Below are 16,826 nucleotides of genomic sequence, written 5' to 3' on the forward strand. Positions count from 1 at the left end.
GCCCGGCGCGAGGCGGCGCCTGCCCTTGGGCCGGACCGGCCACGTCTCCTCCTTGAGGATGAGATCCCGGTCGGCGATGTCCACTCTGCGTGGGACGCGAAGATGGTTCCGCTCGTGGATGCCCCGGCCTGCTGAGACTGATGGGGTAGGGGATGTGCAACCCCGTACAGCCCGCTGGACCGCCCATGACGAGGCGGCCGCGCCCATGGACGACGATGCCGCGCTCGGTGCCGAGCTGGCGGCGGTGGTCGCCGGTGCCCGCCGCCGGGCCGTCCGGGACGGGGACCGGCAGACCGACACCGCCCATCTGCTGCACTCCCTCCTGGAACACGACCCCGAGGCCCGCGCCGCCGTCGGCGGGCCGCCGCAGCTCGCCCGGCTGCTCGGCTACCTCGTGCAGCGCAGCATCGGCTACGGACTGCGCTGGCAGGGCAGCGTGGAGGACTCCGGTGCGCTGGCCGTGGTCCCCGTCGCGGCCGTCCACGACGCCCGTGACCCCAGGGACACCGCCGGCTGGTCGCCCACCGCGGCCGCCGCACTGACCGACGCCCGCGAGCGCGCCCGGCTGCGCGGCGAGCCCCGCGTCCACGGCGTCGACCTCCTGGCCGCCCTCACCGCGGACCCGGAGTCCCGGGCCGCCGAGGTCCTGCGCCGCGCCGGCATCCGTGACCTGGACACCCGGGCCGACGCGGGCGCGGGGGAGTACGCCGGCGACAGCGGCACGCCCTGCTGAGACGGTCCCGCACGTCCAGCCCCTGAGACAGGTGTCAACAGGGGTGACGCTCATGTCGTCGCCTGCCATCATGTGCCGGTGCATACGTCAGACAGCAGTCAGGGCAGCCGCGGCAAGGGCGTCGGGCTCGGTCTCGCACTCGCCTCGGCGCTCGCCTTCGGCGGGTCCGGAGTGGCCGCCAAGCCGCTGATCGAGGCGGGACTCGACCCGCTCCACGTGGTCTGGCTGCGGGTGGCCGGCGCAGCCCTCGTCATGCTGCCGCTCGCCGTGCGGCACCGCGCGCTGCCGCGCCGCCGTCCCGCGCTGCTCGCCGGGTTCGGACTGCTCGCCGTGGCCGGGGTCCAGGCCTGTTACTTCGCCGCGCTCTCCCGGATCCCGGTGGGCGTGGCGCTGCTCGTCGAGTACCTGGCTCCGGCGCTGGTGCTGGGCTGGGTGCGGTTCGTGCAGCGGCGGCCCGTGACGCGCGCCGCCGCGCTCGGCGTCGTCCTCGCCGCCGGCGGCCTCGCCTGCGTGGTGGAGGTCTGGTCGGGGCTGAGCTTCGACGCCCTCGGCCTGCTGCTCGCCCTCGGCGCCGCGTGCTGCCAGGTCGGCTACTTCGTCCTGGCCGACCAGGGCAGCGACGCGGGCGACGAGGCACCGGACCCGCTCGGTGTGATCGCCTACGGCCTGCTCGTCGGCGCCCTCGTCCTGACGGTCGTCGCCCGCCCCTGGAGCATGCGCTGGTCGGTGCTCACGGGCTCCGCGCATCTGAACGGCACCGCCGTACCGGCCCTCGCCCTGCTCGGCTGGATCGTGCTGGTCGCCACCGTCGTCGCCTACGTCACCGGTGTGCTCTCGGTGCGCCGGCTGTCCCCGCAGGTCGCCGGTGTCGTCGCCTGTCTGGAGGCGGTCATCGCGACCGTGCTGGCCTGGGTGCTGCTCGGCGAGCACCTCTCGGCGCCGCAGGTCGCGGGCGGCGCGGTCGTCCTGGCCGGCGCCTTCATCGCCCAGTCCTCCGCCCCCGCCAGGGGTTCCGCCGAGCCGGTGGCCGCGGGCGGGGCCGAACGTGAGTTGTCGGCCCGCGGTACGGCCGCATAAGGTCCCGGTCATGCCGTCGAACGCACTCGTCCTTCCGCCTCCGGCCGCCTGAGGCGGGCCTCCGGGACACCAGCCCTGCGCGGGAGCGCCGGGCCGGACGGTGCTGCCCGCAGATGAAGTCCGCGCGCCCCGCTGAAGCGGGCCGCCCTCGAACTTCCGCACCCCTGGGTGCGTTCCTGCGGAGAGAATTCCTTGACGAACGCTGTCTCCGGCCTGCCCGTCGGGCGTGGCCTGCTCTACCTGATCATCACCGGTGCCGCCTGGGGCACCGCCGGCGCCGCAGCCTCCCTGGTCTACCGGACCAGCGACATGGGCGCCTTCGGACTGTCCTTCTGGCGCTGCGCGCTCGGCCTCGTCCTGCTGCTCGCGGGACGCGGGCTGCGCCCGCGCGTCCGCCCGGCCACTGCCGAACCCCTGGTCCGCAGGGCCGGCACGGCGCTCGCCACCGGCCTCGGTCTGGCGGTGTTCCAGACCGCGTACTTCGCCGCCGTGGGGTCGACCGGACTGGCCGTGGCCACCGTCGTCACCCTCGGCGCGGGCCCGGTGCTCATCGCGCTCGGCGCCCGGCTGCTGCTCGGGGAACGGCTCGGTGCCGGCGGAGTGCTGGCGGTCGCCGGGGCGCTCGCCGGGCTGGCCGTCCTGACCTTCGGCGGCTCGGCCGCGACGGTGCGGCCCGCGGGCGTGCTCCTGGCGCTCGCCTCGGCCGCGGGCTACGGCGCCATGACCCTGCTGACCCGCTGGTGGGGGAGGGGCGGCAGCGCCGACGCGTCGGACACCACCGTGGGGGCGTTCGCGGTGACCGGCCTGTGCCTGCTGCCGTTCGCGCTGCACGAGGGCCTGCTCCCGCACACCGTCCACCCCGCCCGGCTGCTGTGGCTGGTGCTGTACATCGCCGCAGTGCCCACCGCCCTCGCGTACGCCCTGTACTTCGCCGGGGCGGCCGTCGTGCGGTCCGCCACCGTGTCCGTGATCATGCTGCTGGAACCGGTGACCGCGGCCGTGCTCGCCGTGGTCCTGCTCGGCGAGCGGCTCACCGCGTCCACCGCGGCCGGCACCCTGCTCCTGCTCGGCGCGGTCACGGGCCTCGCCGTGAGCGAGGCCCGCGGGGGTGGCCGCCGGGAGCCGGCTCCGGTCCGGGCCCGGACCGGGACCTACCGGGCCATCAGGTAGTCCGGCAGCTCGACGCCGGCCGCCAGGTCGGCGTTGGGCACCGGTGCGTCGTAGCCCTTGCGGAGCGGGACGACGCCGGCCCAGTGCGGCAGCGCGAGGTCCTCCGGCTCGTCGTTGGCGCCGCCGGTGCGGACCTTGGCCGAGACCTCGTCCAGGTCCAGCCGGATCACCGCGGTGGCGGCCAGCTCCTTCTTGTTCGCGGGCCGGGAGTCGGCGGCGCGGCCCGGGACGACATGGTCCACCAGGGCGTCCAGGGCCGTCCGCCGCTCCTCGGGGTCGGTGACCTCGCGGGCGACGCCGTGCACCACCACGGAGCGGTAGTTGATGGAGTGGTGGAAGGCGGAGCGCGCCAGCACCAGCCCGTCCACGTGGGTGACCGTGAGGCACACCGGCAGGCCCGGGTCGCTCTCGCCGGCCATCCGCAGCGGACGGGAACCGGTGGACCCGTGCACGTACAGCCGGTCGCCGACCCGGCCGTACAGCGTCGGCAGCACCACCGGTGCCCCGTCACGGACGAAGCCCAGATGGCACACGTACCCCTCGTCGAGTATCGCGTGCACCAGCTCCTTGTCGTACGCCGCGCGGTCCGCGGAACGCGTGGGAATGGTGCGGTCGGTCGGGGTGTAGGCGGCGGCCTGCGTGTCCTCGGTCGTCCCCTGCATGACGGTCCCTCCGTGGCGAGCGATGGCGAGCACTGGCGGTCGATATTGCACTAGTGCATAATGGTCTTTGTGCTAGGAGAGTATCCCATCGAAGGGCGTGGCGCGGCGGAGATCGCGGCCAGCGTCGAGCGCGCGGTCGGCATCGGTGACCTGCGGGCGGGTCAATCCCTGCCGCCCATGCGGGAGTTGGCGGTCCGGCTCGGCGTGAATCCGAACACCGTCGCGGCCGCCTACCGCACCCTGCGTGAGCGCGGAGTGATCGAGACGGCCGGCCGGCGGGGCAGCCGAATCCGGTCGAAACCGGCCACCACCGGCCGCGAGGAACTGCGCGTGGAGGTACCCGCCGGGGGCCGCGATCTGGCCACCGGCAACCCCGACCCGGCCCTGTTGCCCCGCCTCGGCGCGGTCCTGGCCGCGGCGGCGCGGGAAGCGGACCGGCGGCCCGTCCTCTACGGCGACGACCCGGTCGACCCGGAGCTCGTGCGGGTCGCCCGCGCCGAACTCGACGCCGACGGCGTACCCGAGGGCCCGCTGACCGTCACGTCCGGCTCCCTCGACGCCATCGAGCGGCTGCTCGTCGCGCACCTGAGGCCGGGGGACGCGGTCGCCGTCGAGGACCCCGGCTGGGGCAGCGTCCTCGACCTGGTCCCCGCGCTGGGGCTGCGTACGGTCCCCGTCGGCGTGGACGACGACGGACCGAACCCCGACGACCTGCGCCGCGCCCTGGAGGCCGGGGCCCGCGCCCTGATCGTCACCGACCGCGCGCAGAACCCGACCGGCGCCTCGGTGACCGCCACGCGCGCGCGTGCCCTGCGCGCGGTCCTGCGCGAGCACCCGCAGACGCTGCTGATCGAGGACGACCACGGCCACGGCATCGTCGACCTCCCGCTGCACCCCCTGGCGGGCGTCACCCGCCACTGGGCCGTGGTCCGCTCGGCCTCCAAGGCCTACGGCCCCGACCTGCGCGTGGCCGTCCTCGCCGGCGACCCGGTCACCGTCGACCGGGTGCGGGGCCGCCAGCGCCTGGGCCCCGGCTGGGTGAGCCTGCTGCTGCAGCGGACCGTGGTCCGGCTGTGGGCCGAGGGCGCGGTGGACCGGGTGGCGGTGGCGGGGGCGTACGGCGCCCGGAGAGACGCGCTGGTCGACGCGCTGGCGAAGCGCGGGGTCGTCGCCCACGGCCGCAGCGGCATGAACGTGTGGATCCCGGTGCCCGACGAGACCGGCGCGGTGGCCCGCCTGCTGCAGGCGGGCTGGGCGGTGGCCCCCGGGGCCCGCTTCCGTCTGGCCTCTCCGCCGGGCATCCGCATCACGGTCTCGACCCTCACCGAGGGGGACATCACCCCGCTGGCCGAGGCGGTGGCAGCGGCCGTGCGCCCCTCTCCGGCCCGCGTCTACGGCTAGCGGCGCCGGAAGGAAGGGGCGGGGGACGGTGCAGCAGGCCGCATCCGGGCGGCAGGCGCGCACGGACCCCGGGCGCTTCCCTCTCAGGCGTCCTTGCGCCGCATCCGCGGAGCGCGACGCACCTGAGTGAGCGCGGCCCCCGCCAGGACGATCACCGCTCCCACCGGGGTGGTCCACCGCAGTGACTCCCCGAGGATCGCCACACCCGCGCCCGTGGCGATGACCGGAATGAAATAGGTGACCATCTGCGCGGTCGTGGGCCCCACCTCGGCGACCAGCCCGTACTGGATCAGGACCGCGAGCCCCGTGCCCAACGCCCCCAGCGCGGCGACCGCCAGCAGCGGCACCAGGGCGACATGCGTGGGGAAACCGGCGAACACCGGTGTGACGAAGGCCAGTTGCAGCGTCGCCAGCAACAGCTGCGCCCCCGTCATCGACAGATGGGAGTTGCCCGATCCCGCCAGTGTCCGCCGGACGTAGATCCAGCCCACCGGGTAGCTCAGCGACGCCAGCAGGGCCATGGCCGTACCGGTGGCGTCCAGCCCGTGGAACCCCTGCCAGGCGCCGAGCACCGTCAGGACGCCCAGGAAGCCCAGTCCGAGCCCGGCCACACGGACCCGGGTCGGCCGGTCCTCGGAGAGGGCGACCAGCGACAGGGCCATGCCCCACAGCGGTGACGTCGCGTTGCAGATGCCGGCCAGCGTGGACGGGATGGTCAGCTCCGAGTAGGCGAACAGGGAGAACGGCAGGGCGTTCAGGAAGAACGCGGCGACCGCCATGTGCCCCCACAGCCGGGCCCCGCGCGGCAGCCTCTCCCGCTTGGCCGCCATCGCCGCCGCCAGGACCGCCGTACCGAACACGAGGCGTCCGAGGGTGACCTGGAAGGGCGCGTACCCCTGCGTGCCCACCTTGATCAACAGGAAGCTGAAGCCCCAGATCAGGGACAGCGCACCGAAGCGCAGCCGCCAGTCGAGACGGGTGCGGGGGCGGGCGGGGGCGGGGGACTGGGTCCGGGCGGTGGTGGCCGTGCTCATGACGTCAACGATGCCGGAGGCAACCTCGTAGCACAATCGAGACTTCTCACCGAGTACCTCTTAGAATCACTTACATGTTGAGTCTTGAGCGCCTGCGCACCCTGGACGCCCTCGCCCGGCACGGCTCGGTCAGCGCCGCCGCGGACGCGCTGCACGTCACCACGTCCGCCGTCTCCCAGCAGCTGGGCAAGCTGGAGCGGGAGGTCGGCCAGCAGCTCCTCGCCAAGAACGGCCGGGGGGTGCGGCTCACGGACGCCGGCCGGCTGCTGTCGGAGCACGCGGCGCGCATCCTGTCCCAGGTCGAGCTCGCCGAGTCCGACCTGGAGGCGCACCGCGGGCAGGTCGTGGGCGAACTGCGGCTGTCGGCCTTCCCGACCGCCGCGCGCGGACTCTTCCCGGCCGCGCTCGGCGCACTGCGGGCCGGGCACCCCGGGCTGCGCGTGCGCTCCAGCGAACTGGAGCCGGAGCAGGGCATCGCCGGCGTCGTCCGGGGCGATCTGGATCTCGCGGTGGTCCTGGACTGGTACAACAAGCCGATGCCGGTGCCCGACGGCCTGGTCAAGGCGCCCCTGCTCGACGACCCGGCCGAAGTGGCCATGCCTGTGGGGCACCGGCTGGCCGGCCGGGACGAGGTGGACCTCACCGAGTTCGCCGAGGACGAGTGGATCACCTGGGGTGAGGGTGAGTTCTGCCACGAGTGGCTGATGTTCACGCTCCGGTCCAAGGGTGTCGAGCCGATCGTCGGCCACCGCGCCGGCGAGACCCACACCCAACTCGGCCTGGTCGCCTCGGGTTTGGGCGTGTGCATCGCCCCGCTGCTGGGCCGGCACCCGGTCCCGGACGGCGTGGTCCTGGTGCCGCTCACCCAGCGGGTGCGCCGCCATGTGTACGTCGTGTGGCGGGCGGACGCCGACCGCCGCCCGTCGATCCGGGCCGCGGTCGACGCCCTGCGCACCGCCGCGCGGAAACTGGGCTGAGCCCTACGCCCCGCCCAGTTTCCGGAAGTCCCAGGAGACGATCTTCTCCGGGGTCAGCCGGGCCCAGGCGTGCCGGCCGTCGTGCGGCATCTCGTCGAGACCGAAGTTCTTCCGCGCGAACAGCGTCTCCGCCGTGTCGAGTTCGGCGCACAGCTCACCGGTGCGCGGCACCTCGCCCACGAACTCCACCCGGCCGGACAGCTCGACACCGCGCAACTGGTCGTAATCCTCGCCCGAGTCGACCACGACGGCCACCCGTGGATCGCGGCGCAGCTGCGCCCAGCGCCTGCTCTGCACCACCGAGTACAGCCACAGCGAGGTGCCGTCCCAGGCGAACCAGAGCGCGCTGACATGCGGAGCGCCGTCCGCCGACACGGTCGCGACCCGGCAGGTGCGCTGGCCGGTGAGGAACTCGTCCAGCTCGCCGGGCGTCATCATGATCTTGCGGCCCCGGCGTTGCTCAGTGACGGTCATGCAGCCCCCTCTTCTCCCACGTCGTGCCAGAGAACTATCGTGTCCTGTTGATCCTCTGACATCACGTCAGAAAAGAGAACGGGTCGGCTCCACACAGCTTCGAAGGGGCGCGCCATGCCGTCGTACGAACAGCTCAGCGAACTCCTCGACCCCGTGAGCACCGTCCTGCTCACCGTGGAGTGCCAGCAGGGGGTCGTCGGACCGGACAGCGCACTGCCCGAACTCGCCCGAGAGGCCCGCTCCTCCGGTGCGCTGCGCAACGTGGCCCGGCTGGTCGCCGCCGCCCACCAGACCGGGGTCCAGGTCGTCCACGCCATCGCCGAGCGCCGCCCGGACGGCCGGGGCGCGAGCCGCAACGCCCGGCTGTTCCGTGCCGCGCGGCGGCTCCCCGTCCAGCAGCTGTCGGGTACCACCGCGGTGCGCGTCGCGCCCCCGATCGAGGTCGGCGAGGAGGACCTCGTCGTCCGCCGGCTGCACGGCCTGTCCCCGGTCCACGGCACCGACGTCGACGCCCTGTTGCGCAACCTCGGCTGCCGCACGCTGATCGTCACCGGTGTCTCCGCCAACGTGGCGATACCCAACGCGGTGTTCGACGCGGTCAACCTCGGCTACACCGTCGTCGTCCCGTCCGACGCCATCGCGGGGGTGCCCGCCGACTACACCCCGGCGATGATCCGGCACACCCTCGCGCTGGTCGCCACGATCGCGACCACCGACGAAGTGCTCGGCTGTCTCGAACGGCCGCGCCGGCGGGCCTGAGAGCGCTCAGGCCAGCTTGATCTCGTCGCCGGAGACCGTGATCTTGGCGGCGGGCAGCGGCTGGGTCGCGGGCCCCTGCTTCACACTGCCGTCCGCGACGGAGAAGTGGCTCTTGTGGCACGGGCAGACGATCACGCCGTCCGCCACGCTGCCCACCGCGCAGCCCTGGTGGGTGCACTTGGACGAGAACGCCTTGTACGTGCCCGCCGTCGGCTGGGTGACGACCACGCCCTGGTCCTTGAAGATCTTGCCGCCACCCTCGGGGATGTCGGAGGTCTTGGCGAGCGCGGTGCCGCCGGCGGAGCCGCCGCCGCTCTGCGAGCCCGCCGTGGAGCCGGTGCCGCCCGTGGACCCGGTCGAGCCGGTCGTACCCGCCGTTGTGGAGGAACCGGATCCGCTGCCGGCCGCACCGGACGAGTCGTCGCCCGAACCGCAGGCGGTCAGCGCGGCGGCGAGCCCCGCCGCTCCGGCCGCCGCCACGACGGTACGGCGAGCGGGTCCGGTGGCGGGCTGGGGCGATGCGCTGGTCATGTGGCTTTCCTTCCGCGGAGCTTGTCGTGATCCGTCCAGGGGTACGGCGCCCGGGCGCCGCCCGTTCAGACGGGCACCCAGATCCTTGCCGCCCCGGCCTGAGGCCGCCGTGAGCCACAGCTGTCGGCCCGCTGTGAGCCCCGCCCGGCAACCCGGTCCGATCCCAGTAGCCTGGGGCGATGCTCAAGGAAGTCACCGCGACCCGCTACATCACGCCCCTGCGTGAGGGCGGCTCGCTGCCGGGACTCGTCGAGGCCGACGACTTCGGGACCTACGTCATGAAGTTCACCGGCGCCGGACAGGGCCGCAAGACACTGGTCGCCGAGGTGGTGTGCGGCGAACTCGCCCGCCGCCTCGGCTTCCGGATGCCCCGGCTGGCCACCGTCCGGCTGGACCCGGTCCTCGGCCTCGGCGAACCCGAGCAGCAGGTGCAGGACCTGCTCAGGTCCAGCGGCGGCACCAACCTCGGCATGGACTTCCTCTCCGGCGCCCTCGGCTACGACCCGCTCGCCTTCCCGGTCGGCCCCGCCGAAGCGGGCCGGATCGTGTGGTTCGACGCGCTGATCAACAACGTGGACCGCTCCTGGCGCAACCCCAACCTGCTCGTGCACCGCGGCGAGCTCTGGCTCATCGACCACGGCGCGACGATGATCTGGCACCACAACTGGCCCTCCGCCGAGGCCTCCGCGGCCCGCCCCTACGACGCCGGCGACCACGCCCTCGCCCGCTTCGCCCCGGACGTCAGCGCCGCCGCGGCCGAGTTGGCGCCGCGGGTCACCGAGGACCTCCTGGCCGAGGTCACCGCCGAGATTCCCGACGCCTGGCTCGCCGACGAGCCCGGCTTCGACACCCCGGACGACCTGCGGCGGGCCTATGCGCGGCCGCTGCTGTCCCGGGCCGCCGTCATCGCCGAGCGCATCACCGGCATCGGCTTCGGACCGGAGGAGGGCAAGTGAGCCAGACCCATATCCACATGGCCGGCCATGTCACCGAGCGGCACATCACCCGGGCGGGCCAGGGCGGGGACCGGGACGTGTTCGAGTACGCGCTGCTGCGGGTCGTACCGCGGGTGGAGCGCGGCGAGTGCATCAACGCGGGCGTCGTCGTCTACAGCCGCGCCCAGGGCTACGTCGGCGCCCGCACCCATCTGGACGAGGCCCGGCTGCTCGCGCTCGACCCGGACGCGGACGTCGCCGGGGTGCGGGCCGCGCTCGGTGCGATCGAGCGTCACTGCGCGGGCGGCGAGGAGGCCGGGCAGGCGGCCGGTGACGACGCCGGACGCCGTTACCGCTGGCTGATCGCGCCCCGCTCCACCATCGTGCAGCCCGGCCCCGTGCACACCGGACTGACCAGCGACCCGGCGGCCGAGACGGAACGCTTGCTGGACCTCCTGGTGAGGTAATGGATCACATGGACCCGGTGTGCCGTTGACACCGGGTGCCAGGGCTTCTAGCGTCACGTGTGCTGAAGGTACTAAGCGGTCGCTCACCGCACCACAGAGCCCCCGGAAGAGCCGCCGCAGGCTTTCTCCAGGGGCGCCAGGTTCTCTCAAGGGCGAGGAGAAGCAGCAATGTCCACCACTGAACAGCGGGTCGCGGTAGTCACCGGCGCGGCGCGCGGCATCGGCGCCGCCACCGCCGTACGGCTGGCCGCCGAGGGCCGTGCCGTCGCCGTGATCGATCTCGACGAGGCCGCCTGCAAGGACACCGTCGAGAAGATCACCGCCGCCGGCGGCAAGGCGATCGCGGTCGGCGCGGACGTCTCCGACGAGGCGCAGGTCGAGGCGGCCATCGCCCGGATCACCGAGGAGCTCGGTGCCCCGACGATCCTGGTCAACAACGCGGGCGTGCTGCGCGACAACCTGCTGTTCAAGATGAGCGTCTCCGACTGGGACACCGTCATGAACGTCCACCTGCGCGGCTCCTTCCTGATGACCAAGGCCGTCCAGAAGCACATGGTCGACGCGGGCTTCGGCCGGATCGTCAACCTCTCCTCCTCCTCGGCGCTCGGCAACCGCGGCCAGGCCAACTACTCCGCCGCCAAGGCGGGCCTGCAGGGCTTCACCAAGACCCTCGCCATCGAACTGGGCAAGTTCGGCATCACCGCCAACGCCGTCGCCCCCGGGTTCATCGCCACCGAGATGACCAAGGCCACCGCCGACCGCGTCAAGATGGACTTCGACGACTTCAAGAAGGCCGCCGCCACCCAGATCCCGGTACAGCGCGTCGGTGAGCCCGAGGACATCGCCAACGCCATCGCCTTCTTCACCGGCGAGGCCGCCGGCTTCGTCTCCGGCCAGGTGCTGTACGTCGCCGGCGGACCGCTCAACTAAGGGAACGGGTACATGACTTCCGCTGAACTCCCCGAGCTGTCGGGCAAGGCCGCCCTCGTCACGGGCGCCAGCCGCGGCATCGGCTACGGCGTCGCCGAGGCGCTCGTCGCCCGCGGCGACCGCGTGTGCATCACCGGCCGCAACGAGGACGCCCTCAAGGAGGCCGTCGAGAAGCTCGGCTCGGACCGGGTCATCGGCGTCGCCGGCAAGGCCCACGACCTGGACCACCAGGCCGAGGCCGTCGAGCGCGCCATGGAGGCCTTCGGCCGCGTCGACTTCCTGGTCAACAACGCGGGCACCAACCCGGTCTTCGGCCCGATCGCCGACCTCGACCTGGACGTCGCCCGCAAGGTCTTCGAGACCAACGTGATCTCCGCGCTCGGCTTCGCCCAGAAGACCTGGCACGCCTGGCAGAAGGACAACGGCGGCGCGATCGTCAACATCGCCTCCATCGCGGGCCTCGCGCCCTCGCCCTTCATCGGCGCCTACGGCGTCAGCAAGGCCGCGATGATCAACCTGACCCAGCAGCTGGCGCACGAGTTCGCGCCGAAGGTGCGGGTCAACGCGATCGCACCGGCCGTGGTCAAGACCAAGTTCGCGCAGGCCCTCTACGAGAACCGCGAGGAGGAGGCGGCCGCCGCCTACCCGCTCGGCCGGCTCGGCGTGCCCTCCGACATCGGCGGGGCAGCCGCGTTCCTCACCTCCGGGCAGTCCGACTGGATCACCGGTCAGACGCTGGTCGTGGACGGCGGTATCTTCCTGAACGCCGGGGTGTGAGCCACCTCCCGGGCGTCGATTTTCGGACGGATCGGCGCCCGGGAGGCCCCGGAGAGTCCGCACAGCGGAATGACAACGTCGTCATGGCGAAGTCGATCAAGAAGCCCCGTTTCCGGGGAGGTTCAGGGGCCCGAACGCTGCGGTATGGTCTGCCGACCCTTGGTATGGCAGATCGAGGAGCGTGCGCGTGTTCAACCGGAACCGATTCCTGCGGAGAGTCGCGGCGATCGCGTCCATATCCCTGGTGGCCGGATGCGGTCTCCTGTCCGGCGGTGACAGCGACGGCAAGGGGCCGATCGTCGTGGGCACCACCAGCGCGCCCAGCACGCTGGACCCGGCCGGTGCCTGGGACGGCTCGTGGGAGCTGTACCGCAACATCTTCCAGACGCTGCTCGCCTACCCCAACGGCGCCACCACGCCCCAGCCCGACGCCGCCGAGCGCTGCTCGTTCGCGGACTCCTCAAGCCGCACCTACCGCTGCACCCTGCGCGCGGGCATGAAGTTCGCCGACGGCGACCCGTTGAACGCCCAGGCCGTCAAGCACTCCATCGACCGCATCCGCGCCATCAACGCCCCCGGCGGACCCGCCGGCCTGCTGGGCAGCCTGGACCGGGTGCAGGCGCTCGGCGACCGCGACGTCGTCTTCCACCTCAACCAGTCCGACGCCACCTTCCCCTTCGTGCTGGCCACCCCCGCCATGTCGATCGTCGACCCGGACGACTACCCCGCGCGCTCCCTGCGCAAGGACGACAGCGTGTACGGCTCAGGTCCGTACAAGCTCCAGTCGTACGAGGAGGACAAGCAGGCCGTCCTGGTCCGCAACGAGAACTACCAGGGCTTCGCCAAGAGGCAGAACGACGCGGTGACCATCCGCTACTTCCAGGACTCGGCCGGCATGGTCAAGGCGCTGCGGGACAAGCAGATCGACGTCACCTACCGCGGTCTCGCCGCCGACGACATCCTCGCCCTCCAGCAGCACGACACCACCGACCTCCAGCTGGTCGACGGCGCCGGTACCGACATCAGCTACCTGGTGTTCAACCCCAAGGACCCCTGGGCCAAGGAACCCGCCGTACGCAAGGCCGTCGCCCAGATCGTCGACCGGGGCGCCATCGCGCACAAGGTCTACAAGGACACGGTCGACCCGCTGTACTCGATGGTCCCCAAGGGCCTGACCGGGCACACCACCGGCTTCTTCGACGACTACGGCGACCCGAGCGTGCCCAAGGCCCGCAAGATCCTCTCCGACGCCGGGGTCCACCAGCGCGTCCCGCTCACCCTCTGGTACACCACCGACCGCTACGGCTCCGAGACCGCGCTGATGTTCCAGGAGCTGAAGCGGGAGCTGGAGGACTCGGGGCTGTTCACCATCACGCTGAAGAGCCGTCCCTGGAAGACCTATGTGGTCGGCTACCAGAAGGGCGAGTACCCGGTGTTCGGCCGCGGCTGGTTCCCGGACTTCCCCGACGCGGACAACTTCATCGCCCCGTTCGTCGGCGAGCACAACGCGCTCGGCACGCCCTACCCGTCCAAGGAGATCACCGGCCAGCTGCTGCCCCACTCGCGCGCGGAGAGCGACCGCGCCCAGACGGTCAAGGACATGGAGCAGGCCCAGCAGATCCTGGTGAACGACGCCCGGCTGATCCCGCTGTGGCAGGGGAGGCAGTTCGTCGCCGCGAACGACGACATCTCCGGCGGCGAACAGGCCCTCGACCCGTCGACGATCATGATGATGTGGACGCTGCACCGCAAGACCAGCTGGTGAGGGGGCGAGCGGCTCTCGCGGCACCGATTGTCAGTGGTCGCCTGTAGGTTCTGAGCCTGGAAGTGACCGCAGGCCGTAGTTGATCGATACCGTGAGGACGTTGACGTGACCGACATCGCCATGCTGCCCGAGTCCTGGCGCGGGGTTCTGGGCGACGAGCTGCAGCAGCCCTACTTCAAGGAGCTGACCGAGTTCGTCGAGGAGGAGCGGGCGAACGGCCCCGTCTACCCGCCCCGCGAGGAGGTCTTCGCCGCGCTGGAGGCGACGCCGTACGAGCAGGTCAAGGTTCTCATCCTCGGCCAGGACCCGTACCACGGCGAGGGACAGGGCCACGGCCTGTGCTTCTCGGTCCGCCCCGGGGTGAAGACCCCGCCCTCGCTCCGGAACATCTACAAGGAGATGAAGGAGGAGCTGGGCCTGCCGGTCCCGGACAACGGCTATCTGATGCCGTGGGCCCGGCAGGGCGTGCTGCTGCTCAACGCGGTCCTCACGGTCCGCAGCGGGGAGGCCAACTCGCACAAGGGCAAGGGCTGGGAGAAGTTCACCGACGCCGTCATCCGCGCGGTCGCCTCCCGCCCCGATCCGGCGGTCTTCGTGCTGTGGGGCAACTACGCGCAGAAGAAGCTCCCGCTGATCGACGAGACCCGGCACGTGGTGGTCAAGGGCGCGCATCCCTCGCCGCTGTCCGCGAAGAAGTTCTTCGGCTCCCGCCCGTTCACCCAGATCAACGAGGCGATCGCCGCGCAGGGGCACGCGCCGGTCGACTGGCGCATCCCGAACCTGGCCTGACGGCCACCGGCCCGAAGCGCAACGGCGCCGCCTGACCCGCAAAACTCGCGGAGCCGGTTAGCGTCGGGAGCGGACAACCGACGACGGCCCGGAGGACGCGGTGACGGAGCGGCAGGAGCAAGCGGCACTGGATCCCATGCTGACGCGGATCGGGCAGGTCGTGATGCTCCACCACGGGGGCGACCGCGAGGAGGCCCGCAGCCGCTTCCTGGACCTGTGGGCGGAGATCGGCGAGGCCGGCGACCCGCTGCACCGCTGTACCCTCGCCCACTATCTCGCGGACACCCAGGACGACCCGGAGGACGAACTCGCCTGGGACCTCAGGGCGTTGTCGGCGGCGGAGGAGCGGGGAGCCGCGCTGGGCGTGCGGGGATTCCTCCCCTCCCTGCATCTCAATCTCGCGGCCGACTACGTGAAGCTGGGCCGTGACGACGCCGCCCGCAGCCATGTGCGCCGGGCGCGGGCGGCCGCGGGCGCGCTGGCCGACGACGGGTACGGCGACGGGGTGCGGGCTGCCATCGGGCGGCTGGAGCTGCGGCTGGGCGAGGGCGCCTGAGAGCCTGCCGGGCCGTGCCGGCGTGCGGCTGCGGCCGGGCGTTTCAGTGGCCGTACGTCTGGTCGCAGATCACCGACTCCGGGCTGTCCGAACGCCAGCCGCCGTACTTCCTGCCGAGGGCGCACACGTCCGGGGTCGCGGGTACGGGGTGGCCCGGGCCCGGGGTGTCGGGGCGCGCGCGCCGGTGGTGCTCGGGGTGGGTGCGCCGGCGTGGGGGAGCGGCGGGGGCGGCAGGGGGCCGATGCGTCGGCGGGGGCGGTGGCGGGGCCGCCTCCGGCCGGTGGTGCGAGGGGGTCGGCGACGGGCGCTTCGGATGCCGGGAGGGGCCGGTCATCTCCAGTGCCTCCCGGGCCGGTGCCTGCACCACGCGGGGTGCCGCGCTGCCGTCCGGGCGGGGTGCCGTCGGCAGCGAGGCGGCCGTGTCGCGGGGCGGCGCGGGTGCCGCCGGGCGCTGTACCGTCACACAGCCGGAGAGGGCCGAGACGGCCACGGTGGCCAGGAGCGCTGCGGTGGTCGTCGTTCGATGCACCCGCGCCACTCTGCTCGGTCGTGCCCCGCCTTGGCGGCAGGGAGACGACGTCGGGCCCCCGCACGGGTGATCTCGTGCCCCGTGCGGAGGATTCCCGTGTACCGGAGGTGACGCTCAGTCGCCCGTGGCGCCGTCGATCCGTTCCCGGACCAGGTCGGCGTGGCCGTTGTGCCGGGCGTACTCCTCGATCATGTGGGTGTAGATCCAGCGCAGGTTGAAGGCTTCCCCGGTGGACCTGCTCCTGCCCCGGGAGAAGTCGTCGAGCGAGAGCCCGGCGGCGTTGCCCCGGGCCGCCTCGATCTCGGCCTGCCAGGTGGCGTGCGTCTTCTCCCAGGTGTCCGCCTCGGTGACATGGAAGTCGCCGTCCGGGTCCTCCTCGGTGCAGTACAGGGTGCCCGGGTCCTCGCCCAGCAGGACCTCGTGGAACCAGAACCGCTCCACCTCCGACAGATGGCGGACCAGGCCCAGCAGGGACAGCTCGGAGGGTTCGAGGGGCTTCGTTCGCAGCTGTGCGTCGGTCAGCCCCTCGCACTTCCAGGCCAGGGTGCTGCGGTGGTAGTCCAGCCAGCCTTCCAGCATCTCGCGTTCACCGGCGCTCAGGGCGGGCTCTCGACGTTCGATTGTCATGTCCGTATCCTCGCCGAAACGCGGGGGATCCAGCGGCGATTTTCACCGGCCGAGCATCCCGGCCAGCAACTCCCGCAGTCCCCCGCGGATCTCCTCCCGTCCTGGCACCTCGGCGCTGAACGAACCCGCCACACACGAGAACAACAGCCCGTCCGCCCACGCGACCAGGGACAGCACATGCCGGTGCGGGTCGGGCGAGCCCGCCGCGGTGAGCATCGCGGCCAGCTGTTCCCTGAAGACCGCACCCGTCCGGTCGTAGAAGGCCCGCAGCTCGGGGCGGCGGGTGGCCTCCAGGGCGAGTTCGTAGCGCGCGATCAGCAGGTCGCGCCCCTGGGTCAGGGAGCGGTGGACGGCGAGGGACAGCCCGTCGGCCAGCGCGTCGGCTCCGCCGCTCGGATCCGGCATCTCGGCCGCGTCCAGCACCCGGGCCTCGCGCTCGGCGTGCCGTCGTACCGCCAGTTCCAGCAGCGCCTGCCGGGTGCGCGCCACGTTCGAGGTGGAGCCCGGCGGCAGGCCGGCCGCCTCGTCGACGGCGCGGTGCGTCAGCCCGCGCATCCCGCGCTCGGCGAGCAGGGTGAGCGCGGTGTCGGCGACGAGGGCGGCACGGGAGGCACTGGAGACGCGTACGGGCAT

General features: G+C 72.7%; 20 protein-coding genes. 13 read left to right on the top strand and 7 right to left on the bottom strand.

Annotation, left to right across the window (positions count from 1 at the left end):
* Positions 1–154 precede the first annotated feature (154 nt).
* The 3 genes from IE244_RS38150 to IE244_RS38160 all read left to right on the top strand — a co-directional run bounded on the left by IE244_RS38150 (position 155) and on the right by IE244_RS38160 (position 2,980).
* Positions 155–733: a Clp protease N-terminal domain-containing protein gene (locus IE244_RS38150; RefSeq protein ID WP_373305827.1), complete on the top strand. Its 579-nt coding sequence runs from the start codon at positions 155–157 to the stop codon at positions 731–733.
* A gap of 72 nt (positions 734–805) precedes the next feature.
* Positions 806–1,810 (top strand): EamA family transporter, encoded by a 1,005-nt coding sequence (locus IE244_RS38155; protein ID WP_191878162.1) that lies wholly within the window; start codon positions 806–808, stop codon positions 1,808–1,810.
* Positions 1,811–2,002: 192 nt separating this feature from the next.
* Positions 2,003–2,980, top strand: a complete 978-nt coding sequence (locus tag IE244_RS38160) for a DMT family transporter (protein WP_191878163.1) — start codon at positions 2,003–2,005, stop codon at positions 2,978–2,980.
* Here IE244_RS38160 and IE244_RS38165 read toward each other — a convergent pair.
* Positions 2,962–3,642, bottom strand: coding sequence for a pyridoxamine 5'-phosphate oxidase family protein (locus IE244_RS38165; RefSeq protein ID WP_191878164.1), 681 nt, complete (start codon positions 3,640–3,642; stop codon positions 2,962–2,964). The genes IE244_RS38160 and IE244_RS38165 overlap by 19 nt on opposite strands.
* Before the next feature lie 69 nt (positions 3,643–3,711).
* On the opposite strand from IE244_RS38165, the gene IE244_RS38170 reads away from it, so the two are divergent.
* Positions 3,712–5,043: an aminotransferase class I/II-fold pyridoxal phosphate-dependent enzyme gene (locus IE244_RS38170; protein WP_191878165.1), complete on the top strand. Its 1,332-nt coding sequence runs from the start codon at positions 3,712–3,714 to the stop codon at positions 5,041–5,043.
* Between the two features lie 83 nt (positions 5,044–5,126).
* On the opposite strand, the gene IE244_RS38175 is transcribed toward IE244_RS38170, so the two are convergent.
* Positions 5,127–6,077, bottom strand: coding sequence for a DMT family transporter (locus IE244_RS38175; protein ID WP_229854693.1), 951 nt, complete (start codon positions 6,075–6,077; stop codon positions 5,127–5,129).
* 74 nt (positions 6,078–6,151) lie between these two features.
* On the opposite strand from IE244_RS38175, the gene IE244_RS38180 reads away from it, so the two are divergent.
* Entirely contained in the window at positions 6,152–7,054 is a 903-nt protein-coding gene (locus tag IE244_RS38180; RefSeq protein WP_191878167.1) for a LysR family transcriptional regulator, read from the top strand.
* A 3-nt stretch (positions 7,055–7,057) separates the two neighbouring features.
* On the opposite strand, the gene IE244_RS38185 is transcribed toward IE244_RS38180, so the two are convergent.
* A complete protein-coding gene (locus IE244_RS38185; protein WP_191878168.1) occupies positions 7,058–7,528 on the bottom strand; it encodes a pyridoxamine 5'-phosphate oxidase family protein in 471 nt (156 codons plus the stop codon).
* A gap of 114 nt (positions 7,529–7,642) precedes the next feature.
* Between IE244_RS38185 and IE244_RS38190 the strand changes: the two genes are divergently transcribed.
* Positions 7,643–8,287 carry a cysteine hydrolase family protein gene (locus IE244_RS38190; RefSeq protein WP_191878169.1) on the top strand — a complete coding sequence of 215 codons (645 nt, stop codon included), beginning with the start codon at positions 7,643–7,645 and terminating at the stop codon, positions 8,285–8,287.
* Between the two features lie 6 nt (positions 8,288–8,293).
* Here the strand turns inward: IE244_RS38190 and IE244_RS38195 are convergent, their stop codons facing one another.
* Positions 8,294–8,818 carry a Rieske (2Fe-2S) protein gene (locus IE244_RS38195; RefSeq protein ID WP_191878170.1) on the bottom strand — a complete coding sequence of 175 codons (525 nt, stop codon included), beginning with the start codon at positions 8,816–8,818 and terminating at the stop codon, positions 8,294–8,296.
* Between the two features lie 179 nt (positions 8,819–8,997).
* Between IE244_RS38195 and IE244_RS38200 the strand changes: the two genes are divergently transcribed.
* The 7 genes from IE244_RS38200 (at position 8,998) to IE244_RS38230 (ending at position 15,037) form a co-directional block, all read left to right on the top strand.
* Positions 8,998–9,774, top strand: coding sequence for a HipA family kinase (locus tag IE244_RS38200; RefSeq protein ID WP_191878171.1), 777 nt, complete (start codon positions 8,998–9,000; stop codon positions 9,772–9,774).
* Positions 9,771–10,220, top strand: a complete 450-nt coding sequence (locus tag IE244_RS38205; RefSeq protein WP_031174064.1) for a DUF3037 domain-containing protein — start codon at positions 9,771–9,773, stop codon at positions 10,218–10,220. The genes IE244_RS38200 and IE244_RS38205 overlap by 4 nt, the downstream gene beginning before the upstream one ends.
* 168 nt (positions 10,221–10,388) lie before the next feature.
* Positions 10,389–11,150: a 3-oxoacyl-ACP reductase FabG gene (gene fabG / locus IE244_RS38210; protein WP_031174065.1), complete on the top strand. Its 762-nt coding sequence runs from the start codon at positions 10,389–10,391 to the stop codon at positions 11,148–11,150.
* Positions 11,151–11,162: 12 nt separating this feature from the next.
* Positions 11,163–11,927, top strand: coding sequence for an SDR family oxidoreductase (locus tag IE244_RS38215; RefSeq protein WP_191878172.1), 765 nt, complete (start codon positions 11,163–11,165; stop codon positions 11,925–11,927).
* A gap of 187 nt (positions 11,928–12,114) precedes the next feature.
* A complete protein-coding gene (locus IE244_RS38220) occupies positions 12,115–13,692 on the top strand; it encodes an ABC transporter substrate-binding protein (protein WP_191878173.1) in 1,578 nt (525 codons plus the stop codon).
* Between the two features lie 105 nt (positions 13,693–13,797).
* A complete protein-coding gene (gene ung / locus IE244_RS38225; protein WP_191878174.1) occupies positions 13,798–14,481 on the top strand; it encodes a uracil-DNA glycosylase in 684 nt (227 codons plus the stop codon).
* 100 nt (positions 14,482–14,581) lie between these two features.
* Positions 14,582–15,037, top strand: coding sequence for a hypothetical protein (locus IE244_RS38230; protein ID WP_191878175.1), 456 nt, complete (start codon positions 14,582–14,584; stop codon positions 15,035–15,037).
* A gap of 43 nt (positions 15,038–15,080) precedes the next feature.
* Here IE244_RS38230 and IE244_RS38235 read toward each other — a convergent pair whose 3' ends face one another.
* The 3 genes from IE244_RS38235 to IE244_RS38245 all read right to left on the bottom strand — a co-directional run bounded on the left by IE244_RS38235 (position 15,081) and on the right by IE244_RS38245 (position 16,826).
* Positions 15,081–15,566 carry a hypothetical protein gene (locus IE244_RS38235; RefSeq protein ID WP_308436311.1) on the bottom strand — a complete coding sequence of 162 codons (486 nt, stop codon included), beginning with the start codon at positions 15,564–15,566 and terminating at the stop codon, positions 15,081–15,083.
* A gap of 114 nt (positions 15,567–15,680) precedes the next feature.
* Complete coding sequence (locus IE244_RS38240; RefSeq protein ID WP_191878177.1) at positions 15,681–16,193, bottom strand: DinB family protein; 513 nt, start codon at positions 16,191–16,193, stop codon at positions 15,681–15,683.
* A gap of 42 nt (positions 16,194–16,235) precedes the next feature.
* The gene (locus IE244_RS38245) at positions 16,236–16,826 is read right to left on the bottom strand and encodes a TetR/AcrR family transcriptional regulator (protein ID WP_191878178.1); all 591 of its coding nucleotides are present in this window, start codon (positions 16,824–16,826) and stop codon (positions 16,236–16,238) included.

The organism is Streptomyces filipinensis, assembly GCF_014649495.1.
Classification (GTDB): domain Bacteria; phylum Actinomycetota; class Actinomycetes; order Streptomycetales; family Streptomycetaceae; genus Streptomyces; species Streptomyces filipinensis.